The following is a 22,708-nucleotide window of genomic DNA, read 5'->3' as shown; positions in this document are numbered from 1 at the left end:
GGAGAAATAGGCATTACGGCATTTAGCCTCTGTCCGTTCCCGCTTTTTTACGGTGTCTATCCACATCTTTCAGTAATTGGTTGACATGATCATCATCGAACAGGGTTTCCAATGTGGTATTCAGTTTACGTCGCCAGTTAGGGTATTCCATTATCGTACCTGGAATATTGACCGGTTTATCCATATCCAGCCAATCTTCGGGTTGCAACCCTAACAGTGAGCAGGCACTGTGGGCAATGTAACGATGTAACCCTTGGTTTATTATCGATGACATGGCTATTTCTTTTGCTGTGTCGCCGATATGTTGCGGGATACAGCCGTAGCGATGTAAGCCTTCTAATAACCCTTGTTTGCTAGCTTGACGTTCGGTATGTAACCCTTGAAGCAGGTTTTTATCAGGATATAACTTAAGTGATTCTCCAAGTGTCAAATCGTCGCTTTGCCAGAATCCACGCAAGGTAGGTAAATCGTGCGTGGTGATGGTCGCCATTGCTTGTATCGGGTAATCCTCCGGTGCTCGGTATTCCCCATTGCCATGACGCTCAAAGTAGAGCACTTTATAAGAATAGACACCGCCATCGCGCAGTTTGCCCACAATCTCTTCTGGTACGATACCCAAATCTTCACCAATGACCAGACAACGATGGCGTTGACTTTCTAATGCCAGAATCGCCAGCAGATCATTAACTGGATAGTGTACATATGCCCCTTTGTCGGCGGTTTCTCCATAAGGAATCCACCAGAGCCTGAGTACCGACATAACGTGATCAATGCGTAAGGCGCCGCAGTGGGTCATATTTGTGCGCAGTAGATTAATAAACGGTTGGTAAGCCTGAGTTTGCAGAACATGAGGATTCATTGGCGGTAGTCCCCAGTTTTGACCTAGTGGTCCCAGAGCATCTGGCGGCGCTCCCACGGATGCTTTGGTGCAGTAGACCTCCCGGTTGCACCAAGTCTCTGATCCTCCTTCGGCCACGCCAACGGCTAAATCACGGTAAATTCCAATGGACATGCCGCTTGTTTGGCTTTGCGCAAAGCAGTCTGCAAGTTGAGTATCGGCCAGCCATTGTAACCAGAGGAAAAATTCCACTTCCTGCGGGTGAGATTGGCAAAATGTTTGTACCGCTTCACCATGCGGATCGCGATACTTTTCCGGCCATACCGGCCAGCCCCAACAAGAGTTATCTTCAACATATAGCTGGCAATGCAGAGCATCATAGGCGGCTTGATAGTAGAGACACTCGCCACCCTGAATGACAAATTGGCGGAAAGAAATTTTTAGCGAATCATGCTCTGGGCGGGTGCTGAATTGTTGATGAGCCAGACGCAATGCTGCCATTTTCAACGCCATAACTGTGGTGTAATCCACCCATTCCGCGTTACGGGCATCTTGTAACATGCGTTGAGTGGTCGCTTCTTGCCACCATCTTTGTGCTTCTTCACTGTGTTTGAAATCCTCAACCTGATTAACATCAATGTAAATCACATTAAGCCAGTTGCGTGAAGAGGGGCTATAGGGGCTGGCGCTTTCTGGCATGGTTGGATGCAGCGCATGCAACGGATTCAGCCCGATGAAGGCGCCTCCGCGTACTGCTATCTCTTTCAGCATGTGTTTCAGGTCGCCAAAATCGCCGATTCCCCAGTTGTTTTCTGAGCGCAGAGTGTAGAGTTGCACACAGGCGCCCCAGAGTTTTTCTCCCCTTAGCAGAGCATCGGGTTCGTAGCAGCGTTTGGGCGCCACGATAATTTGCATAGACCAGTATTGGTTCCCTTGCGTCAAAGTGAGGCGATGATATCCCAAAGCGAGCGTGTCAGGCAGCATTAGCTGACGGCAGCAATGCCCCTGAAACTCTTCTCCTTGTTCTGTCCGTATCTGCCATTGATAGTGCTCTTCATCTTTGAGGGTGATAGTGAAGTGTTCACCTTGAGTAAAAACTTTTACTGTCGGCAAGGGTGAAACCGGCGCGTTGGCCGGTTTGTTTACGTTTATCGCATCCAGCAAGCGATGTCGGGTTTCCGTTGGAATCGCTTGTGGTTTGCCATAAGCATTAATGTAGCTGGCGACAATGCCAGCCTCGGTCGCTAAATGATCGAGGCTCTTCTCCTCCATGATTTTTCCTTATCGGTTTGCTTGCCAGATACGTTGTTGATAATCACGGATTGTTCGGTCAGAGCTGAACATGCCCATCCGGGCGGTATTCAGAATGGCGCTACGTGTCCAATGTTGAGTGTCGCGGTACAAGGTATCGATCCGTTTATGCGCATCACAATAGGAGGCAAAATCAGCTAGCGCCAGATAAGGATCGCCACCTTCAATCAGACTATGTAGCAGCATATCGAATGCTCGTTTATCGCTATAGCTGAACTCGCCGCTAGCCAGCGCCTTGAGGATGTTGTCTAGGTGCTGATTTTCCTGGAGTAATTTCAGTGGGTCATAACCGGCAGCTTTTAAGGCTTTCACTTCTTCTACGGTATGCCCGAAAATGAAGATGTGGTCATTTCCTACCTGTTCGGCAATTTCAACGTTCGCTCCATCTAATGTGCCGATGGTCAGCGCCCCATTCAGTGCCAGTTTCATGTTGCCGGTACCGGAAGCTTCTTTGCCGGCTGTGGAGATTTGTTCTGAAACATCGGCAGCCGGTATCATGAGTTCTGCGACAGAAACTTTGTAATCGGGGATAAACGCGATCTTGATGCGATCACCGACGATTGGATCGTTATTAATTTTCTCCGCAGCCTGATTAATCGCAGAGATAATATTTTTTGCCAAATAGTAGCCAGGCGCGGCTTTTGCGCCGAACAGGAATACACGTGGCACGATATCCAGCGCCGGATTTTCCTGAATTTGTTTATAGAGCGATAAGATATGCAACAGGTTCAGATGCTGGCGTTTATATTCATGTAAGCGTTTAATTTGCACATCAAAAATGGCGTTTGGATCTAGCTTGAGTCCCATTACTTTATTGACGTAATTGGATAACAGGGTCTTATTGCCTTGTTTGATAGCTCGGTATTCTTCGCGGAAGGCGGCGTCATCTGCATAGGGTTCAAGTGCTTTAAGAGCATCAAGATCGTTAACCCATTCACGATTAAGCGTCCGGTCAAGCAGTCCTGACAGTGCCGGGTTACACTGTTTGAGCCAGCGACGTGGGGTAACGCCATTTGTCACGTTGAGAAACTTATTCGGCCATAGTTGATGGTATTCAGGAAATAGATCCTTAACGATGAGTTGCGAGTGCAGCGCTGCTACCCCATTTACGGCAAAGCCCGCGACAACGCAAAGATTCGCCATCCGTATCTGATGGTCATAATGTACAGCTAATTTTTCCCATACGGCTTGATCGCCAGGCCAGGCTGTATCCACCAGCTTTTTAAACCGGTAGTTAATTTCTTTAATGATGCTGTAATGGCGCGGCAGCAGGCGGCTGACGAGATCCTCGTCCCAGCGTTCCAAACCTTCTGGCATCAGGGTGTGGTTGGTATAGGCGAAAGTATGACTGGTTATCTCCCATGCTGCTTCCCAACTCATCTGGTGTTTATCCAGCAGAATGCGCATCATTTCAGGGATGGCAATCGTTGGATGAGTGTCGTTAAGCTGGATAACTTCATACTTAGGCAGATCTTCTATTTTGCGGCCCGCCAGATGATGGCGACGCAAGATATCAGCGACGGAGCAGGCACACTGGAAATATTGTTGCATCAGACGCAGGCGTTTGCCTTCTTGATGATTATCATTCGGATAGAGAACTTTCGTTAGTTTAGCAGCTTCAATGCCTTGCTGTTCCGCTGCCAGAAACTGTCCGGCGTTGAATTTGTCGAGATCGAATGGCGAAGCATGGGTTGCTTGCCACAGGCGTAATGGTTGAGTAACACCATTGCGATAACCAATGACGGGTAGATCCCAGGCTTCTCCAATCAAGGTGAATTCAGGCGCCCAGGTTTCGCGTCCATCATCTGTTATGACGATTTTGCCGCCAAAATTCACCTCAACATCTAACTGAGCGTTGTGACGGAACCAAGGATAGGATTCTCGTTCCCAATTGTCTGGTTCTTCAATTTGTTGCCCTTGTTCAAAGGATTGGCGGAACAGGCCGTATTGATAATTCAGACCATAGCCAATTGCCGGCTGACCGACGGTTGCCATAGAGTCAAGAAAACAGGCGGCAAGCCGTCCCAATCCACCATTGCCTAAAGCCGGGTCGGTTTCCTGCTCCAGAAGATCGCTTAGAATGATATTTTCTTCTGCCAGGTAAGCCTGAACGTCTTCATACCAACCAAGGTTAAGCAGATTATTTGCGGTCAAGCGGCCAATCAGAAACTCCATAGAGATGTAGTTCACATGGCGTTGTTGGTCGGAATGATTGATGACAGGGCATGCGGGCAACAACTCTGACAGGGCCGCGCTAACGGCTTGCCACCATTGGTGTTGAGTCATTTCCTGTGCTGATCCGAGGCCAAAGCGCTGCCATTGACGTGTCAGCGCAGCCTGAAACTGGGCTTTATCTAATCTTGACTGTTGCATGGAGTCTTCATCCTGTAGCTGAAAAGGAAAATTTAGCCACTATGCTGAATGCTCTCAGGATCTAAAGCATCATCCTGGAGAGGTATTAGTCAGGGAGGAGTAGAAGGGCGTAGCCAATAACCCTATTTCGCATCATTTTTGCACCCGTTGAGTTCATTTTCTTTTTGAGAACTGATGAGATAATTTGCCAATCGCTTCCAAAACTTATACGTAGAAAATGGAATTTGCTGTTCAGGAATGTGATAGGGTGCGCAACTTAATACTATGGGGGTCGCAAACATATTTGCAAAAGCCATCTATTTCACTAAATTTGGTTGGGATGTATTACGGACCGTGAAATAAATCATCTAACTAATATCACTCATGGTTCCGGCGCAGGTTTCACTTATTACTTCTTATTGGGCACGGAAATTACGGAAATTAATGCTTATCCCATCAAAACTGAGTCGTCCTGTTCGTCTGAATAATACGGTCTTGCGTAAGCGCCTGTTAGTCAGATTGAATGAGTCGTCTAATTATCGTCTTGTGTTAATAACTAGCCCTGCTGGTTATGGTAAAACCACATTGGTTTCTCAGTGGGCAGTAGGACAGGATAATCTGGGGTGGTATTCTTTGGATGAGAGCGATAACCAGCCGGAACGTTTTGCCAGCTATCTTATTGCGGCGTTGCAGCAGGCGACGCAGGGACATTGTGTCAAAAGCGAAGTGTTGGCTCAAAAACATCAATATGCCAATTTACCCGCGCTTTTCGCTCAATTATTTATTGAACTTAGTGAGTGGCGGCGGCCTATTTTCTTGGTGATTGATGATTACCATCTGATTGTAAATAACATTATTCATGAGGCGATGCGGTTTTTCCTGCGTCACCAGCCTGAGAATCTGACGTTCACCATTTTGTCGCGTAATCTGCCTTCTCTTGGGGTGGCTAATCTGCGCGTGCGTGAGCAATTGCTGGAAATTGACAGTCAGCAACTGGCTTTTGATTATCAAGAAACGCAGCAATTTTTTGATAAGCGTTTAACCACATCCCTTGATGCCGACGATTGTAAGCGCCTATGCAATGAAGTCGCGGGTTGGGCAACGGCGCTCCAGCTTATTGCGCTTTCAGCGCGGCAGTCGTGCGATGCGGCTGAATTGTCGGCTAAACGCTTGTCGGGCATTAACGCCAGCCATCTTTCCGATTATTTAGTAGATGAAGTACTCAATCAGGTGGATAGTTCAACGCGTGAATTTTTGTTGCGCAGCTCTATCTTACGTTCCATGAATGATGGTTTGATTGTTCGTCTAACCGGCGAAGAGAATGGTCAGCAGCGTCTTGAAGAAACCGAACGTCAAGGGTTGTTTATCCAGCGTATGGATGACTCTGGCGAATGGTTTAATTTTCATCCGCTTTTTGCTTCATTTCTACGTCAACGCTGTCAGTGGGAAATGGCGTTGCAATTGCCGGAGTTGCACCGTGCAGCCGCAGAAGGTTGGTTAGCGCAGGGGTATCCGGGCGAGGCGATTCATCATGCTTTAGCTGCGGGTGATACTGCCATGCTACGCGATATTTTGTTGCAACATGCTTGGTCGCTGTTTAACCACAGTGAATTATCGCTGTTGGAAGAGTGTATGAATGCGCTGCCTTATGAACAGCTATTGGAGAGTCCGCGTCTGGTGCTGCTCCAGGCTTGGTTGGCCCAGAGCCAACATCGTTATTCAGAAGTCAATACACTGCTAAATCAGGCGGAACAGGCGCTACAACAGAAACAAATTGCGATTGAACCGGATCTACTGGCTGAATTTGACGCTTTACGAGCTCAAGTGGCGATGAACAGCGGCAAGCCGGAGATGGCGGATAAGTTGGCGAAACAAGCTTTGGCGGCACTGCTTCCTCAGAATGAATACAGTTGTATTGTTGCGACTTCCGTGGAAGGCGAGGTATTGCATTGTAGAGGTGAGTTGGCTGATGCCTTAACGCGGATGCAACAAACCGAGCAGCTTGCGCGTCGTTTCCATGTTCACCACTATGCGTTGTGGGCGCTGTTGCAGCAAAGTGAGATTTTATTAGCTCAGGGATATTTGCAGACGGCTTATGAAACGCAGAACAAGGCATTTGAATTGATCCGTGAACAGCATTTGGAGCAACTTCCGATGCATGAATTTTTGTTGCGTATTCGTTCACAGCTTTTGTGGTGCTGGTCTCGTCTTGATGAAGCTGAAGATGCAGCGCGTCGTGGGCTGGAAGTGTTGTCTAACTTCCAACCTCAGCAGCAGTTGCAGTGTTTAACTCAGTTGGCTAAATGCTCGTTGACCAGAGGAGATGTTGATAATGCCCGCCGTTATCTGGCGCGTTGTGAAAACCTGCTAAATAATGGGCAATATCATAGAGATTGGCGTACGAATACTGACAAACTGCGAGTCATCATTTGGCAGAATATGGACGACAAAAGCGCCGCTATTCGGTGGTTGACACAGACCGAGCGGCCGGAAAGCGTCAGTAATCATTTTAATCAGGGCCAGTGGCGCAATATTGCTCGCGCTCAGATTCTGCTTGGTTTGTATGATGAAGCTGAATCCATTTTGGATACACTGAATCAACATGCGAGAAAATTGCAATTAATCAGCGATCTGAACCGTAATTTACTGTTATGTAACTTGCTTTACTGGCATATCGGACGCAAAAGCGAAGCGCAGAGTGCGCTCATTGAGGCATTGTCTCTGGCTAACCGCACAGGATTTATCAGCCATTTTGTCATTGAAGGTGAGTTGATGGCTCAACAGCTACGTCAACTTATTCAGCTCAACACCTTGTCTGAACTGGAGTTGCATCGGGCGCAGCGTATTTTGCGGGATATTAATCGTCAACATCGTCATAAATTCGCCCATTTTGATGAAAGTTTTGTCGCACAGTTGCTAACACATCCTGATGTTCCAGAGCTTATTCGCAATAGTCCGCTTACACAGCGTGAATGGCAGGTGTTGGGATTAATTTACTCAGGCTACAGTAATGATCAGATTGCCGCAGAGTTGGATGTAGCGACGACAACGATCAAGACGCATATACGGAATCTGTATCAGAAGCTAGGAATTGCGAATCGCCAGGAGGCGATTCAGCAAGCACAGCAACTGATGCAGATGATGGGGTTAGGTGTGTGACGGATATTTTAAGATTCTAGTGAAACTACCCGTCCTTTCAGGTTACGGCTGACTATATGTGCTGACAGGATTAGCGTGGTGCCGAGTAGCATGACTAACACGAGTGACTGTTTGAGCGCAAATGGTAACGCCATCGCGATAAGCGATAGGGCGGAGCCGATAGCCATCTGGACGAATCCTATCAGGGCGGAAGCGACGCCGGCTTCGTCAGAATAAGGTTCCAGTGCATAACTGGTCGCAGGCCCCATAACAAATGCCATACCTGTGCAGGCTAAAGAAACCGGCAACATATAGCTTAACCAGTGAGAGCTGACGGCGTTTGGCAGCAAGTAGATACCAGAGAACAGGGCCAGGCTAGCCAGTGCCGTTAGAATTGCGCCTAACAGCAGGCAGGAAGGGCGGCCAATTCGGGGAATGATTTTAGTTGCGGTTAGGAAGGCGATCATCGTCCAGAGTCCGTTGCCGCCAAAAATTAATGAAAATGCTAACGGCGAAACATGGCCTTCGATCATCAGTACTGTTGGCGCAAATGACACATAGGTAACGACTATTCCCATAACGCCGGCATTAACTAAGGCAAAATGCATAAACTGGGCATTGCTAAGGATTTGAAAATATTGCTTTAGCGGTAGCCCGCGAATTGGTTTGGTGTTGGCAGGGCGCGTTTCTGGTAACCAGGTAGCAATGATCAATAGTGTAATAACCGAGTAGCAAGTCAAAAACCAGAATGGCGCACGCCAGTTGAACATTTCGGCCAGAATACCGCCAAGTAACGGAGCGAGGGCAGGAACGATATTTAGCGTACCGTTAATAAAGCCATAGGCTTTGGCCGCCTCATCACCGTTTAGGCGATCACGCACACCACTAATGCAGACGACACTGGTACAGCAGACAGCGCATCCTTGAATAATTCGCGCGGCAATAAAAATTTCGGGAAAAGTAGAAAGCGCGGCAATCACAGAACCGATGATATATAAGGTGATACCCGTTAAGGCCACGGGCCGACGGCCGAATTTGTCCACTAGTGGTCCGGCGACTAATTGGCCTAGCCCCATAATTAATAAAAACAAAGAAATCGTTGACTGAATAACTTCATTGTTAACTTTAAAATCCTCGGCGATGGCAGGGACTGTAGGTAAGAATACATCGACACCCAAAGGTCCAAAAAGCGCCAGGCTAAGTAGTAGTAGAATATAATTTTGCATGTGTGTTCTTTTGATATTTCAATAATGGTAGTGGTTTTATTGGCGAATAGGCTCAGTGGAATTCATTCTTTAGTGCGACCAAAGATCTTGGATACACCAGCAATCCTACTGGTAAGTCATTTCAAGCCGGTGATAGGAGTGTTCAAGGATCGCGCACGGACAAAACCCTTTACTTTTTTTAAAGTCTGAACTTTATACGAGCTATTCACTGGTGTAAACCGACTAGCTTGTGTGGGTATTTTCATGTCAGTTGAGAGTCTGACTATCTTTTCAGTATGAAAAAGCACACTTTTTCTGACAAATCAGAAATTATCGAGAATCTTTCATGACATTTTATCAGTTGTCAGAAAATAACCACGAGAGATATAAATGCTCTTATCATCAGCGCAAAAATCGGAAGATGAGAGATTTTAGGTGCAGTTTTGCAGGAGTTTGCGCATAATTTCTTGTCATTAACCCAATAGACCAGCAGTTCTGCATGCCATTAGCTAATCATTCAAAATAATAATGTATTTTATACAAAATACTTTAATTTTTTAAATGTTTTTTGGGTTTTTATGGGTTATTTGTTGATCTAAATTAATTTTTAGTAAATATTCTCTTACCTGTTAAAGATTATTATGCTTTCTTATAGCTAGAAATGATTAATTAAGGTAATAAAATAATGGAAAATGGCAAACGGTTCGAAGATATGCTTTCTCGCTTTGTTGGTAACGGTCCTTACTTGGAAATTGATGGTGAAAAGTATATCGATGCAGCTTCGGGGACATTTAACCTTCCACTTGGGTACACTAATCGCAGAATAACAGAAAAATTAAAACAGCAGATCGATAGGTGTACACATCTAAGTTCAGCTTATACCCATGAAATGTCACAATATATTTTGGCTAAATTAGTTAAACATACCCCAGAGGGTATTGATAGGATATGGTTGCGTGATGTTTCCGGTTCTGGGGCGGTTGAATGTGCAATTCGTATCGCGCAAAAAGCAACCGGGCGTTCAGGCGTTATCTCTTTCTTTCTGGCTCATCATGGTCAGTCTCTAGCCACAGCGCAAATTTCGGGTAATGCTTTTAGGATTAAAGATTTCCATGTCAATATTGATGGTTCTTTAAAAATTCCGACCCCTGCTAGCGTCATGTCAGAATTTGAACCGAATACAGAGCCTAATCAATATTTTGACTTGGAACAATTTATTCAATTAGGTTCAAATGACAATATTGCTTGTCTTATCATTGAACCTATCCAAGGAAACGGCGGAAATAACGTTTTCCCTGTCGATTTTTTCCGTAAAATCAGAGATATCTGCCATCAACATGACATTATTATTATCGCCGATGAAGTACAAACTGGGTTTGGCCGTACCGGGACATTTTTCGCTTCAACCGGTTACGCTAAAGAATTAGAACCCGATATTATTGTTTTCGCTAAGGGCGCTGGTGGTATTGGTATTCCTACCGGCGGCGTGTTGATGCGGAGTTCATTAGATGTATTAGAGTCATTCGAACATTCCAGTACATCAGGCGCTAACCCTCTTTCATTAACAGCGCTCAACGAAATTATCGATATTATCGAAGACGAACAAGTTCTGGAGAATGTGCAGCGTAATGAAGCTTATTTACGTGATGGCTTATTAACATTACAGCATAAATACCCAGAAATTACGGGCGTCAGGGGCGTCGGTTATATGTTCGGCTTTGATACGCCATCCCCAGAATTTGCAGCACAAGCGATTGCAGTAGCGAATTCTCATAATTTAATCATCCGCGGCTCTCGTTATGGTAAAGGTCGTGCGCTTAAAGTTCGTCCACCGTTGATTTGTACTCAGGAACATTTAAACGAAATTCTGTATAAGCTTGATCTGACTTTTGCTGATATGACATTAAATATGCTGGATACCAAGGAGGTAGCGTAATGAAAGCACTTAAATTTAATCGGGTGTGGGATGTTCAAATCCAAGATGTTGAACCGTTACGCTGTATTGAGCCTGATGATGTGGTCGTTGATATTGCGGTGTGTGGCGTTTGTGGTACAGATGTTGGGATTATCACCGGATCTTATCCTGTCGCTATTCCGGGAACTACGTTGGGCCATGAAACAACGGGAGTTGTTACGCAAATAGGGAAGGGAGTCACGCGTTTTAATGTGGGTGACCGTGTTGTCATCAATCCAACCTATTCTTGTGGGCATTGTCGGATGTGCCAGACCGGCAGTCCAAATCATTGCGAGAAAAAATTGGGAACCGAAGCGGGGGTTTCCTATGATGGGGCATTCGCTGAGCAATATCTGGCTAAAGAGAGTTCACTGATAAAGCTTGATGATCATGTCAGTATGGAAGAGGCATCACTGACTGAGCCACTCAGTTGCACGCTGACCGGGGTTGATAAACTGGGCATTACTCATACTAATATTCGTGCAGCGGTAGCTGGCGCGGGTCCAATGGGGATGCTCTACATTTGGGCTTTACATGCCAGAGGCGTTAAGGCTTTCATGGTCGAGAAAAACGAAAGTCGTGTTCAATTCGCCAAAGAAAATTTGCCGCCGGAATGTGAGCTATATACTGATTTTGATGAGGCATTGACGCAACAATATGGCGATAAATTAGCGCTTATCGATCTATGTGTGGATACGACCGGGCAGTTAACCGAATACATTTTTGAACATTTGGCGCCTGGCGGGAAATTGTTAAATGTCGCGCTTAAAGATAAGCATGCCAATCTTGATATCTTGAAAATTGCGGATAAGAGCCTTTCAGTGATTGGTTCCATCGATTCTCTGAATAATAGTTTTGAGCGTGCTTATGCCATGATCCGTGATGGTGTTATTCCAGCCGGTCGTCTGGTCAGCCAAGTTTTTGATTTTAATGATTACTTGCAGGCTTTTCTCACTGTTGGTTGTGATATTGCGTGCAAAACTCAAAAACCACTGTTTACTCCGAACTGTAAAGTGCTTATCCGCATTTCCGATCTAAAATAATGGAATGTTTCACATGGATAGATTTAATGTGATTTTTGATATTGATGGGGTCATTGTTGACAGCGAACAACTGCACTTTGATGTTCTTTGTGATTTGGCTCCTGACTACACACAGCATATACAACCACAGCAACTTATTGGCCTGAGTTTGGCAGAAACGTTAGATTATATTGGGGTTCCAGTTCAACAGCAGAAAGAGATCACTGCGCAAATCGTCTCGGTTTACAAAGATAAGCTGTCTAAAAGTTACCTACGGCCTGGGATTTCCCGGTTGATAGCAGCCTTACAGCAGCACCGTATCCCTTTTGGCTTTGTCTCTACTGCGCCGCGGGAAGTGTGTTTGGCGAATATTGGATTACTGGAGTTGAGTGAAAGCCCGGCTTTAATCTCGGGTGATGATGTTGCGAGGACGAAACCTCATCCTGATCCCTATCTTGCTATGTTGAAATTGAAGTCTATGGATGTTCATCAGACATTAGTGATTGAAGATACTGATTTGGGGATTACAGCAGCAACGCAGGCAGGTATTCCCTATGTGTATGCTTGGCCCCATGCTTTATCGGTTGCGGAACAGTATCAACAGGCAACTCGTATTATCGGGGCGCTGACCGATATTCCGCAATTTTCTAAAATTAATTTTGTGTAACTTAATGCCCTCTGTTAGTCATAGCGGAGGGCATTTTATTTATATAGAAGGAACATGAGTTGTCTGATCAGAATATTATCTCTTTGGTAAAACAACCCATTATGGCGACGCGCGCCGCTTTTTTTATTGCTGGTTTTAGTCTTGCAAGTTGGGCTCCTCTTATTCCTTTAGCTAAGGAACGGCTGCAACTTGATAATGGCGCTATGGGGCTACTAATGTTGGCGTTTGGTATAGGTTCTTTCATCATGATGCCAATGGCCGGCATGTTAGCTGCACGTTTCGGTTGCCGGCAAATTTTCACTTTATGTGCTTTGATCGTGCTAGTGATGTTGCCAGGGTTAAGTGTATTACCGACACCGCTAACATTGGCTTGCGCTTTATTTATCTTTGGCGCAGGTATTGGCGCAATGGATGTTGTGGTCAATATCCATGCTGTCATGGTCGAGAAAATGGCTCGGCGGCCAATTATGTCTGGCTTCCATGCGTTATTTAGTTTGGGCGGGATCGCCGGTGCAGGGTCGGTGAGTGCATTATTATCTGTGGGAATATCACCTCTCCAGGTGATGGCAATGGCGGTATTACTGATTATTTTACTGCTATTGCCGGTATGGAATGGGTTATTGAACGAAGCCGAAGCGGGTAATACGCCATTCTTTGCTGTGCCTCACGGGATCGTGATTTTATTGGGCTTTCTCTGTTTTGTCGCTTATATCATGGAAGGATCAATGTTGGACTGGAGCGGTATATTATTAACCAGCGTACATAATATCAATAGCCATCAGGCGGGGATTGGTTATACCCTGTTCGCTATTACTATGACATCGGGCCGTTTTCTCGGTGATAAGATCATTGCCCTTTATGGACACAGACGGGTTTTTATCAGCAGTGCTTTATTGGCCACTTCCGGGTTTATCCTTATTTACTCAGCATCAACGGCAATAATGCTAGGGCTTTCTTTCCTGATGATCGGGGCGGGGTTATCCAATATAGCGCCAATGCTTTTTACCGCTTCTGGTCAACAGAAAATTATGCCTGATTCGCTGGCCGTTGCCGCGGTTTCTACAATGGGATATTCAGGGATTTTGCTGGGACCTGCGCTTATTGGCGGATTAGCGTATATTGTGACATTACACGGCGCTTTTGCTTGTATTGCTTTACTCTCTATTTCCTTACTTGCAGGATATAAATTAATTAATTCAAGCGGAAGATAATAGAGGGAATTCCTATGGGTTTGTCACAATATCATTGGCTTAATGAACCATCTGATTGGCAATGTGGAAGCGATTGGCTTAATGTCACTACAGAGCATAAAACTGACTTTTGGCAACGAACATGGTATGGCTTTGAACGTCATAATGGTCATGTGTTTGGGCGTTATATTGAGGATGATTTCACCTTTCAACTCTGTATTGAAGGCTGTTTTGAACATTTATACGATCAAGCGGGAGTCATGCTATTAGTCGATGAGAAACATTGGCTGAAAGGCGGAATTGAATATTCTGATGGTCATGCCACGATTGGTAGTGTACTGACACGTAACCATTCTGATTGGTCTATGGGAGTATTTCCTGGTGATTCTAGTAAATTCTGGTTACGTTTGACCCGTGAAGAGGGATATTTAAGACTGCAATATTCCACCGATGGTTTGCGGTGGCCCTTGTTGAGGTTGTCTCCTTTTTTTGAAGATAAACAACCTGTCTTTGTTGGCGCAATGTGTTGTTCTCCAGAACGGCACGGATTACAGGTGCGGTTTTCTGATTTCCAATTGACGCCGCCAATAAAAAAACCCTTGCATGATTTAAGTTAGCCAGAATGGTTTTCGGAGAATTATCTCTATTTAAAACACCCGGAGCAATGTGCTTCGGGTGTTATGTATCAAGGCCCGATGTTTAAACTCTTTCTAGAATAAAACCCGTGAAGTCAGCAGTTGCTTCTTCTGGAAGTTCTATAAATTGGTCTTTCAGCATGTAAACACGTAAAAGTCCTTCTTCATCTGTGTTTAATTCAACTGAACCGGTCGTAAAATTGAAGCTATTTACAATAAAGGATTCAGGGCCAAATGTGCGATTCTGTAAACCAAAATAAGCGGGCAAGGCCCTTTGTGGTATTTGTTGAGTCGATAAGCGTGCTGTACCCGTCAGTCTATATTTAACGTTAGGTTCCAACCCTGTTATAATTTGATCAATGACACCAGAGCTGGAATAGTTTTGGATGCTAAGAAAGTTAATGCTATTCTCGGATAAGATTTCTACAGTTTCAGGGGCTGGGATTCTCCAGCCATGATATCCTTCGTTAAATGAACCATTAATCAGTTCTTTATTGGCGTTTTTTGCATCAGAATAATCTGCACTATGTAGCATTTTCTTTATATTCATATATTAGTCCTTTTAAATGAATAACAATTAAATTTAATTTTTCTTAATGGTTTTTTCTGTAAACACTTTATCAATAATGAAAAAATATTCAATCATGTTTTTTGATTGAATATTATGTCTGTGATAATTAATGTGAAAATAAATGAGGTGGATAAATTATTTCTATGAGAGTTTTTTTTAAAATAATTGAACTATATTCCAGTTAAAATATTAATTTATGATTTTATTTTTTCAACCAATATTAAAACACCCGGATCTTCCTTGTTCCGAGTGTGTTTTAATTTCAAACTACTTCTAAGTTAAATATTTAGGCTTTTTCTAAAACAAAACCGGTAAAGTCAGCGGTTTCTCCATCTGGGCGATGGCCAACTTGGTCTTTCAATAAATAAACGCGTAAAAGTCCCTCTTGATCTGTACTTAATTCTACCGAACCGGTTGTAAAATCGGTGCTGTTCACAGCAAAAGAATTAGGGCCATCGGTGCGACTCTGTAAACCAAAATAAGCTGATGAGGCCCATTCTGCTGACACGCGAGCTGTAGCTGTTAGTTTATATTTAGTGTTGGGTTCTAATCCTTCTATAATTTGATCAATGACGCCAGAACCAGTAACACTTTGAATTCTGATAAAGTGAATGCCATTTTCAGATAAGATTTCTACTGATTCAGGGGCGGGGATTCTCCAGCCGTTATATCCTTCTTCGAATGAACCGTTAACCAGTTCTTTATGAGAGTTTTTCTTGTTATCAGAATAATCTTCGTTATTCAGGATCTCTTGTACGTTCATATATTAGTCCTTTTTAAGTAAATAGAAATAAATTTAATTTCTTTAAGCGCTTTGTTTTTCGGGAGGGCACTTTATCAATAATGGGGTAATACTCAATTGTATTTTTTGTTGGTGGTGAGTTGTAATTTGTATAAATTAATACAAGAATAAATGAGTTATAAGCGCTTATCCTGATAGGTGTTTCTGTAGATCAATTAGTCGCTTGTGGCAAATTTGTAGCTGGAATGTTATGTTGAAATATTAGTCACATTGAGAGAAAAAATAGAGTGAATAATGAAGTCATATCTATGGCCGTAGTATTAATGGCTGTAGTATTAAAGGCTATAGTATTAAAGGCTATTGTATTGAAACTACATTATTAAAATGCCCTGAGTAGTGAGCTTAGGGCATTAAGATGTCAAACGATATCAAAGCTAGCTATATTAAGCTTTCTCGAAAATGAAACCAGTAAAATCAGCGGTGACTTCTGCTGGTGGAGTATGAATTCCCATTTCGGTTTTTGCCAGGAAAACGCGTAAATATCCTTCTGTATCTGTACTTAATGTTACAGAACCGGTTATAAAATCGGTGGAGTCTACAACAAAAGTGTTATGATTAAATGTATCATTATGTAAACCAAAAATAGCGGGGAAGCCATCTTCCAGGTACTGTGGTGTTGATACGCGTGCTTTACCTGTCAGTTTATATTTAGTGTTAGGCTCCAATCCTTCTATAATTTGCATAATGTAGCCAGAAACAGATCCGCTTTGGATTCTAAGAAAGTTAATTCCATTCTCAGATAAGATTTTTACTGTTTCGGGGGCTGGGATTATCCAGCCTTTATATCCTTCATTAAATGAACCATTAACCAATTCTTTATTTGAATTTACCTGACCAGAATAGTCTATATTATCCAGAATTTCTTTTATATTCATATATTAGTTCTCTTTGAATGGTAATAAATTTGATTTTTATTAAGCATTTTATTGCTCGGTGTGCACTTTATCAATGACAGGAGAATATTCAATCGTGTTTTTTATTAATTAAGAATTATATTTTGTATAAATTAATAGAGAATAAATAATAGAAAGTTTAGGTATATTCAGAAATATACATTAAATATAGTATTTTCTCTTTATTCGATATAGGTATAAATTGAATTCTTATATTCTTATATTCTTATATTCTTATATTCTTATATTCTTATATTCTTATATTCTTATATTCTTATATTCTTTGGGAATATATGTGGATGACGGAAAAATAAACCATGTATAAAATGGTTCTATTGTAATAGGGTATTAATGATGGCAATAAATTTTATGATGTTGGTTAGATTGATAGAGATAAAAGATTTAGTTTTATATTCAGAAGAGATATTTTAAATGGAAATTATTTTATGGTTAATGGTGATGTGAATAATTATTATATAATATTTCATGTGTCTAGTTGGGCTATATTACTGTCTGGTATCAGTACCAGACAGTTATTTATATTAAACCTATTTCCTGGAATTATTGCCTGTAAATGGCTTTTATCTAAAATTGAATTATTTGAGAAGAGAGAAAATTAAATTATCGACCTAAATAATCATCCCAATCTTTCCAAATAGGTTGTAACCCGGCTTTAATTAATACGTCCGCGACCTGATAAACAGAACGGTTATCATGTGGCATAAATTGTTCCAATTCTTCGCGGCTACTATCTGCGTAACCACCGGGTTGGGTTTTCGAACCGGCACTGACATTGTTGATTGCCAATGGTATGACGTGATCGCGGAAAAATGGAGATTCTCGGGTAGAAATAGAAAGCTCAACATCTGGCGCAAATAGACGAAAAGCACAAATCAGTTGCACCAGTTCTGCTTCACTCATCAGCGATGCGGGCTCTATGCCCCCAGCACAAGGTCGCAAACGTGGGAATGAAATAGAGTAACGGCTCTGCCAGTAGGTGCGTTGCAGAAAGAATAAATGCTCAGCCACCATATAGCAGTCTGTTCGCCAATGACTAGAGAGGCCAATCAGTGCTCCTAAACCGATTTTGTCGATTTTTGCCCGACCAAGGCGATCGGGTGTTGCTAATCGCCAATGAAAATCCCGTTTCTTACCCTGTAGATGATGCAACAGGTAAGTTGGCTCATGATAGGTTTCCTGATAAACCATGACGCCATCTAGCCCCAGAGTTTTTAATTCTGAGTATTCTTCCTGCGTCATGGGCTGGACTTCCATCATTATTGAGCTGAAATGTTCCCGGATAACTGGCAGATGGCGACGGAAATAATCCATACCAACTTTGCCCTGATGCTCTCCGGTGACTAATAACAGATTGTCGAAGCCTAGCGCTTTAATCGCCTGACATTCGGCAATAATTTCATCTTTATTCAGTGTCTTGCGTTTGATGCGGTTACTCATTGAGAACCCGCAATAGGTGCAGTCATTGGCACACAAATTGGAGAGATAAAGCGGTACATAAAAACCAACGGTGTTACCGAAGCGTTGACGAGTCAGTTTCTGTGCTCGTCGCGCTAGTGGTTCGAGATAGGGTTTCGCTGCCGGAGAGAGCAAAGCCATGAAATTGTCCAGATTTAATTTGTTACTGTTTAATGCCCGTTCAACATCCTGCGCAGTTTTGCTATTAATACGAAGGGTAATATCATCCCAGTCCAATTGCTGCCAGCGGTAACTAAAACTACCGCTCATAAGATGATGAATCATCAAAATACCCCTAGAAAATCGGTCAGTGGACTGGATGCGACAGCATGTTGTTTTGGACTTGCCAGTCCGGCTTGATAGGATAATTCACCCGCTTCAATCGCTATTTTGAAGGCTTGAGCCATTTTGACTGGATTACGCGCAACGGCAATGGCAGTGTTGACTAATACGGCATCCGCACCCAGTTCAATCGCTTCCAATGCATGGCTTGGCGCACCGATGCCGGCATCAATGACCACCGGCACTTGTGCTTGCTCGATAATAATTTGCAGGAAATCTCGGGTGAGCAGCCCTTGATTAGAGCCGATCGGCGCTCCTAAAGGCATGACTGCCGCGCAACCCACTTCTTCCAGACGTTTACATAAAACGGGATCAGCACTGCAATATGGCAGAACGACAAACCCATCTTTGACCAACATCTCTGCGCCTTTGAGGGTTTCAACCGGGTCAGGCAATAAGTATTTCACATCAGGATGGATCTCCAATTTGATCCAGTTGGTCGCCAGTGCTTCACGGGCCAGACGAGCAGCAAACAGGGCTTCTTCTGCGGTTTTGGCCCCGGAAGTATTTGGCAGCAATTTGACGCCAAGTTTTTGCAATGGCGCCAAAATAGCGTCATTACCACTCTGCAAATCAATACGTTTCATTGCCATCGTGACAAGCTGGCTGCCGGAAGCGGTTATAGCCCGAGTCATTAAAGTTGCATTGGCGAATTTGCCTGTACCGGTAAATAGACGGGAATTAAAAGTCGTATCAGCAATTTTTAACATATCAACCTCCAGCAATAGCCTGAAATAAAAGGATATTGTCTCCATCATTAATTTGATGCGTATTCCACTCTGAACGCGGAATAATGGCTTGATTAATAGCCAGCGCCATTCCCGGTTGTGTTCGTTCAAGTTGTTCTAGCAATTGCTGTATAGCCAGAGGAGCCATAAGCTCCATCGGCTGGTCGTTTACCGTAATTTTCATGCCATATCTCCGCAAATCGGGCATTGCTGCGACGGGTTAAGTTGTAGTGTGCTCCAGCTTTGCTGTTTACCATCAAACAGTCGAAGTTTGCCGCTTAACGGAGAGGGAAGCCCAGTTAACATTTTGATGGCTTCCAATGCCTGTAATGTGCCGATAATACCGACTACCGGACCTAATACCCCCGCAGTCCGGCAATTTCGTAGTGGTTCTTCCTGCTCAGGGTAGAGGCAGCTATAGCAGCCATGAAGATAAGGGGGTTCAAATACCATAAGTTGGCCGCTAAAACCGACAGCACTGCCGCTGATTAATGGTTTTCGCGTTGCCACACAAGCGGCATTGATCGCGTGGCGGGTTGTCATGTTGTCACTGCAATCGAGAACCAGATCGACCTGCTTCACGATTGTTGTCAGAGATTCCCGGTTTTGACGTTGATTAAGGACTACTGTTTTTATCAACGGATTCAATGCGTTGAGTTGATTGGCTGCAAGTTCAGCTTTTGCGGCAGGGATCTCTTCGGTGCGGTAAAGTATTTGCCGTTGTAAATTGGAGATGTGCAATTGGTCATCATCAGCGAGATAAATTGTTCCCACACCTGCCCCGGCCAGATAGAGAGAGGCGGGAGCGCCTAGCCCCCCCAGTCCGACAATCAGTACGCGGCTGGATTTCAGTTTTTCCTGCCCTTCCGGGCCAATATCTTCGAGTAACAGTTGTCGGCTGTAACGCATAAATTCTTGATCATTCAGCATAAGAACCTCTCTATCCCTTCAACTCAATACCTTCAACCAGATGAAGCAGTTGTGCGGTTGCCTGACGCCAATCCTTTGCTTTGGTAATTGCGCTCACCAGCGCCACACTGCCGACTCCGGTTGCAATGACATCCGATACACGTTCAGGAGAAATTCCGCCGATGGCGACAGTGGGATAGTTTGGTGTGTTTTCTACCTGCCGTTTCAGCGCTTCCAGTCCTTGTGGAGAAGATGGCATCTCTTTGGTCGTGGTTGGGAAAATGTGGCCGAGAGCGATATAAGACGGACATAGGGATTTTGCTCGTGCTAGCTCTTGTTCATCGTGGGTAGAGATTCCTAACCGCAATCCTGTTTTTTGGATGGCGTTCAGATCAGCGATAACTAAATCTTCCTGCCCCAGATGGACACCATAAGCGCCATGCTTTATTGCCAGTCGCCAGTAGTCGTTAATAAACAAACGAGCGTTGTATTGGCGGCTGAGCATAATAGCTTGCTGAATCTCTTCCTCCACCTGATCTTCTGGTCGATCTTTAATTCTCAACTGAATTGTGGTGACGCCTGCTTTTAACAAGCGGGAAATCCACTCTAGCGAATCCACGACCGGATACAGGCCCAATTTATATTTAGTTGGGGCAAATGGCGCGTTAGGCAGATTGTTCATGGGATACATCCTCTACGCTGTGATACAACTCGCCGCCGTGGGCGCGGAATGCTTCGGACATTTGTTCCATACCCGCGGCGTAATCGCGTACTTCCTGAGAAATCTTCATAGAACAGAATTTAGGTCCGCACATAGAGCAGAAATGCGCAATTTTACCGGAGGCTTGTGGTAGGGTTTCATCGTGATAGGCGCGAGCAGTATCGGGATCGAGCGCCAGATTAAATTGATCTTCCCAACGAAATTCAAAACGTGCTTTAGACATGGCGTTATCGCGGATTTGTGCGCCCGGATGGCCTTTAGCGAGATCGGCGGCATGAGCAGCGATTTTGTAGGTAATCAGCCCTTGTTTAACATCATCTTTGTTTGGCAAGCCGAGATGCTCTTTCGGCGTTACATAACAGAGCATGGCGCAGCCAAACCAGCCGATCATGGCTGCGCCGATACCGGAAGTGAAATGGTCATAACCGGGTGCAATATCTGTTGTGAGTGGGCCAAGGGTATAGAAAGGGGCTTCGTGGCAATGTTCCAATTCTTCCGTCATATTACGGCGGATCATCTGCATAGGAATATGTCCGGGGCCTTCGATCATCACCTGAACATCATATTCCCAGGCAATTTTAGTCAGTTCACCTAATGTGTGCAGTTCTGCAAACTGCGCTTCATCATTAGCATCTTGAATAGAGCCGGGACGTAAACCGTCCCCCAATGAGAGGGAAACATCATAAGCAGCGCAGATTTCACAAATTTCACGGAAATGTTGGTAAAGGAAGTTTTCTTGATGATGAGACAGACACCATTTCGCCATAATGGAACCACCGCGGGAGACAATTCCAGTGAGGCGTTTGGCTGTCATCGGTACATAGCGCAGTAATACACCGGCATGAATGGTGAAGTAATCTACCCCTTGCTCTGCTTGTTCCAGCAAGGTATCACGGAACATTTCCCAGGTGAGATTTTCCGCTACGCCATTGACTTTCTCCAGTGCCTGATAAATAGGGACTGTACCGATGGGAACTGGACTATTACGTAAGATCCATTCGCGGGTTTCGTGGATATAACGGCCAGTAGAGAGATCCATTACCGTATCTGCGCCCCAACGAGTAGACCAAATTAATTTTTCTACTTCTTCTTCAATAGAAGAGGTGACAGAAGAGTTACCGATATTAGCGTTAACCTTCACCAGAAAATTGCGACCAATAATCATCGGTTCTGATTCAGGGTGATTAATATTGGCGGGAATAATTGCTCGACCAGCCGCGACTTCCTGACGGACAAATTCTGGCGTGATATTTTCCGGCAACTGAGCGCCAAAACTTTGTCCAGCATGTTGTTGGCGTAACACATCACCGCGGATACGCTCTCGTCCCATATTTTCCCGTAGTGCGATAAATTCCATTTCTGGTGTGATGATGCCTTTACGGGCGTAATGCAGTTGAGTAACGCATTTGCCTTTACGGGCTTTTAATGGATGGGGGCGATGGTTGAAACGTAAATGATCGAGACCGGCATCCGTCAGGCGTTGCTGCGTAAAATCAGAGCTGAGGGTAGCAACAGGTTCAGTATTTTGGCGTTCATCGATCCACGGTTGGCGTAGTTTGGTTAACCCAACATGTACATCCAGTTTGGCATCAGGATCGCCATAAGCGCCGGAAGTATCATAAACCGGGATGGCTTCGTTTTCTTCATACTGAGGTTCTTCTTTGGTGCCGCCAATTAACGTGGGCGATAATTGGATTTCACGCATTGGAACTTGGATATCGTCACGGGAACCTTGAAGATAAATTCGTCGTGAATTTGGGAATGTCACTCCTTGAATAGAATTAATAAATTCTTGAGCGGCATCGCGTTGTGCTTTACGTGGGCGTGCAGGCGGGAGTTTGGGTGAAATATCAGTTGCAGGGATAATAGTGTTGTGAGACATAGCAAATTCCTAACTGTGTTATTGGGAAAGTTGCTTGTCTGGAGCTCGCAGGAGTAATAATTGATGGCTGGA

At 44.3% G+C, this 22,708-nt stretch carries 18 protein-coding genes; 6 read left to right on the top strand and 12 right to left on the bottom strand.

Annotated elements, in window-relative coordinates; all coding sequences use genetic code 11:
- Nucleotides 1–22 precede the first annotated feature (22 nt).
- Together malQ and malP are read right to left on the bottom strand one after the other, a co-directional pair.
- The gene (gene malQ / locus TI10_RS22700; protein ID WP_049585709.1) at nucleotides 23–2,110 is read right to left on the bottom strand and encodes a 4-alpha-glucanotransferase; all 2,088 of its coding nucleotides are present in this window, start codon (nucleotides 2,108–2,110) and stop codon (nucleotides 23–25) included.
- Nucleotides 2,111–2,119: 9 nt separating this feature from the next.
- Nucleotides 2,120–4,522: a maltodextrin phosphorylase gene (gene malP / locus TI10_RS22695; RefSeq protein WP_049585707.1), complete on the bottom strand. Its 2,403-nt coding sequence runs from the start codon at nucleotides 4,520–4,522 to the stop codon at nucleotides 2,120–2,122.
- 423 nt (nucleotides 4,523–4,945) lie between these two features.
- Here malP and malT point away from each other — a divergent pair, with 423 nt between their 5' ends.
- Nucleotides 4,946–7,660, top strand: coding sequence for an HTH-type transcriptional regulator MalT (gene malT / locus TI10_RS22690; protein ID WP_049585705.1), 2,715 nt, complete (start codon nucleotides 4,946–4,948; stop codon nucleotides 7,658–7,660).
- Between the two features lie 8 nt (nucleotides 7,661–7,668).
- On the opposite strand, the gene TI10_RS22685 is transcribed toward malT, so the two are convergent.
- Nucleotides 7,669–8,865 (bottom strand): multidrug effflux MFS transporter, encoded by a 1,197-nt coding sequence (locus TI10_RS22685; protein ID WP_049585704.1) that lies wholly within the window; start codon nucleotides 8,863–8,865, stop codon nucleotides 7,669–7,671.
- Nucleotides 8,866–9,529: 664 nt separating this feature from the next.
- Between TI10_RS22685 and TI10_RS22680 the strand changes: the two genes are divergently transcribed.
- From TI10_RS22680 to TI10_RS22660, 5 genes are read left to right on the top strand one after another with little or no spacing between them, the layout of a single operon-like run.
- Nucleotides 9,530–10,780 carry a class-III pyridoxal-phosphate-dependent aminotransferase gene (locus TI10_RS22680; protein ID WP_049585702.1) on the top strand — a complete coding sequence of 417 codons (1,251 nt, stop codon included), beginning with the start codon at nucleotides 9,530–9,532 and terminating at the stop codon, nucleotides 10,778–10,780.
- A complete protein-coding gene (locus TI10_RS22675) occupies nucleotides 10,780–11,841 on the top strand; it encodes a zinc-dependent alcohol dehydrogenase (RefSeq protein ID WP_049585700.1) in 1,062 nt (353 codons plus the stop codon). The genes TI10_RS22680 and TI10_RS22675 overlap by 1 nt, the downstream gene beginning before the upstream one ends.
- 13 nt (nucleotides 11,842–11,854) lie before the next feature.
- Nucleotides 11,855–12,487, top strand: a complete 633-nt coding sequence (locus TI10_RS22670) for an HAD family hydrolase (protein ID WP_049585698.1) — start codon at nucleotides 11,855–11,857, stop codon at nucleotides 12,485–12,487.
- Between the two features lie 59 nt (nucleotides 12,488–12,546).
- A complete protein-coding gene (locus tag TI10_RS22665; protein WP_049585696.1) occupies nucleotides 12,547–13,698 on the top strand; it encodes an MFS transporter in 1,152 nt (383 codons plus the stop codon).
- Nucleotides 13,699–13,712: 14 nt separating this feature from the next.
- Nucleotides 13,713–14,294: a DUF1349 domain-containing protein gene (locus tag TI10_RS22660; protein ID WP_049585695.1), complete on the top strand. Its 582-nt coding sequence runs from the start codon at nucleotides 13,713–13,715 to the stop codon at nucleotides 14,292–14,294.
- 82 nt (nucleotides 14,295–14,376) lie between these two features.
- Here the strand turns inward: TI10_RS22660 and TI10_RS22655 are convergent, their stop codons facing one another.
- The 9 genes from TI10_RS22655 to thiC all read right to left on the bottom strand — a co-directional run bounded on the left by TI10_RS22655 (nucleotide 14,377) and on the right by thiC (nucleotide 22,636).
- Complete coding sequence (locus TI10_RS22655) at nucleotides 14,377–14,862, bottom strand: hypothetical protein (RefSeq protein ID WP_049585694.1); 486 nt, start codon at nucleotides 14,860–14,862, stop codon at nucleotides 14,377–14,379.
- A 307-nt stretch (nucleotides 14,863–15,169) separates the two neighbouring features.
- Nucleotides 15,170–15,646 carry a carbohydrate binding domain-containing protein gene (locus TI10_RS22650; RefSeq protein WP_049585692.1) on the bottom strand — a complete coding sequence of 159 codons (477 nt, stop codon included), beginning with the start codon at nucleotides 15,644–15,646 and terminating at the stop codon, nucleotides 15,170–15,172.
- A gap of 422 nt (nucleotides 15,647–16,068) precedes the next feature.
- Nucleotides 16,069–16,560, bottom strand: a complete 492-nt coding sequence (locus TI10_RS22645) for a hypothetical protein (protein ID WP_049585690.1) — start codon at nucleotides 16,558–16,560, stop codon at nucleotides 16,069–16,071.
- A gap of 639 nt (nucleotides 16,561–17,199) precedes the next feature.
- Nucleotides 17,200–18,324, bottom strand: coding sequence for a 2-iminoacetate synthase ThiH (gene thiH / locus TI10_RS22640; RefSeq protein ID WP_049585782.1), 1,125 nt, complete (start codon nucleotides 18,322–18,324; stop codon nucleotides 17,200–17,202).
- A gap of 14 nt (nucleotides 18,325–18,338) precedes the next feature.
- Nucleotides 18,339–19,106 carry a thiazole synthase gene (locus TI10_RS22635; RefSeq protein ID WP_049585688.1) on the bottom strand — a complete coding sequence of 256 codons (768 nt, stop codon included), beginning with the start codon at nucleotides 19,104–19,106 and terminating at the stop codon, nucleotides 18,339–18,341.
- Nucleotide 19,107: 1 nt separating this feature from the next.
- A complete protein-coding gene (gene thiS / locus TI10_RS22630) occupies nucleotides 19,108–19,308 on the bottom strand; it encodes a sulfur carrier protein ThiS (protein WP_049585687.1) in 201 nt (66 codons plus the stop codon).
- Entirely contained in the window at nucleotides 19,305–20,054 is a 750-nt protein-coding gene (locus TI10_RS22625) for a HesA/MoeB/ThiF family protein (RefSeq protein ID WP_049585685.1), read from the bottom strand. The genes thiS and TI10_RS22625 overlap by 4 nt, the downstream gene beginning before the upstream one ends.
- Before the next feature lie 10 nt (nucleotides 20,055–20,064).
- Nucleotides 20,065–20,715, bottom strand: coding sequence for a thiamine phosphate synthase (gene thiE / locus TI10_RS22620; RefSeq protein WP_049585683.1), 651 nt, complete (start codon nucleotides 20,713–20,715; stop codon nucleotides 20,065–20,067).
- Nucleotides 20,699–22,636, bottom strand: coding sequence for a phosphomethylpyrimidine synthase ThiC (gene thiC / locus TI10_RS22615; protein WP_049585682.1), 1,938 nt, complete (start codon nucleotides 22,634–22,636; stop codon nucleotides 20,699–20,701). Before thiC ends, thiE begins: the two co-directional genes overlap by 17 nt.
- Nucleotides 22,637–22,708: the final 72 nt, after the last annotated feature.

The organism is Photorhabdus luminescens subsp. luminescens, assembly GCF_001083805.1.
In the GTDB taxonomy this organism is placed as follows: Bacteria; Pseudomonadota; Gammaproteobacteria; order Enterobacterales; family Enterobacteriaceae; genus Photorhabdus; species Photorhabdus luminescens.
The sequence above is the reverse complement of the archived record's forward strand: the minus strand, read 5'-3'. Positions and strand labels throughout refer to the sequence as shown.

What these genes read in the sequence shown, in the direction of transcription:
- malQ (WP_049585709.1), bottom strand. Translation starts at nt 2,110, where the DNA reads ATGGAGGAGAAGAGCCTCGATCATTTAGCGACCGAGGCTGGCATTGTC.
- malP (WP_049585707.1), bottom strand. Translation starts at nt 4,522, where the DNA reads ATGCAACAGTCAAGATTAGATAAAGCCCAGTTTCAGGCTGCGCTGACA.
- malT (WP_049585705.1), top strand. Translation starts at nt 4,946, where the DNA reads ATGCTTATCCCATCAAAACTGAGTCGTCCTGTTCGTCTGAATAATACG.
- TI10_RS22685 (WP_049585704.1), bottom strand. Translation starts at nt 8,865, where the DNA reads ATGCAAAATTATATTCTACTACTACTTAGCCTGGCGCTTTTTGGACCT.
- TI10_RS22680 (WP_049585702.1), top strand. Translation starts at nt 9,530, where the DNA reads ATGGAAAATGGCAAACGGTTCGAAGATATGCTTTCTCGCTTTGTTGGT.
- TI10_RS22675 (WP_049585700.1), top strand. Translation starts at nt 10,780, where the DNA reads ATGAAAGCACTTAAATTTAATCGGGTGTGGGATGTTCAAATCCAAGAT.
- TI10_RS22670 (WP_049585698.1), top strand. Translation starts at nt 11,855, where the DNA reads ATGGATAGATTTAATGTGATTTTTGATATTGATGGGGTCATTGTTGAC.
- TI10_RS22660 (WP_049585695.1), top strand. Translation starts at nt 13,713, where the DNA reads ATGGGTTTGTCACAATATCATTGGCTTAATGAACCATCTGATTGGCAA.
- TI10_RS22655 (WP_049585694.1), bottom strand. Translation starts at nt 14,862, where the DNA reads ATGAATATAAAGAAAATGCTACATAGTGCAGATTATTCTGATGCAAAA.
- TI10_RS22650 (WP_049585692.1), bottom strand. Translation starts at nt 15,646, where the DNA reads ATGAACGTACAAGAGATCCTGAATAACGAAGATTATTCTGATAACAAG.
- TI10_RS22645 (WP_049585690.1), bottom strand. Translation starts at nt 16,560, where the DNA reads ATGAATATAAAAGAAATTCTGGATAATATAGACTATTCTGGTCAGGTA.
- thiH (WP_049585782.1), bottom strand. Translation starts at nt 18,324, where the DNA reads ATGAGCGGTAGTTTTAGTTACCGCTGGCAGCAATTGGACTGGGATGAT.
- TI10_RS22635 (WP_049585688.1), bottom strand. Translation starts at nt 19,106, where the DNA reads ATGTTAAAAATTGCTGATACGACTTTTAATTCCCGTCTATTTACCGGT.
- thiS (WP_049585687.1), bottom strand. Translation starts at nt 19,308, where the DNA reads ATGAAAATTACGGTAAACGACCAGCCGATGGAGCTTATGGCTCCTCTG.
- TI10_RS22625 (WP_049585685.1), bottom strand. Translation starts at nt 20,054, where the DNA reads ATGCTGAATGATCAAGAATTTATGCGTTACAGCCGACAACTGTTACTC.
- thiE (WP_049585683.1), bottom strand. Translation starts at nt 20,715, where the DNA reads ATGAACAATCTGCCTAACGCGCCATTTGCCCCAACTAAATATAAATTG.
- thiC (WP_049585682.1), bottom strand. Translation starts at nt 22,636, where the DNA reads ATGTCTCACAACACTATTATCCCTGCAACTGATATTTCACCCAAACTC.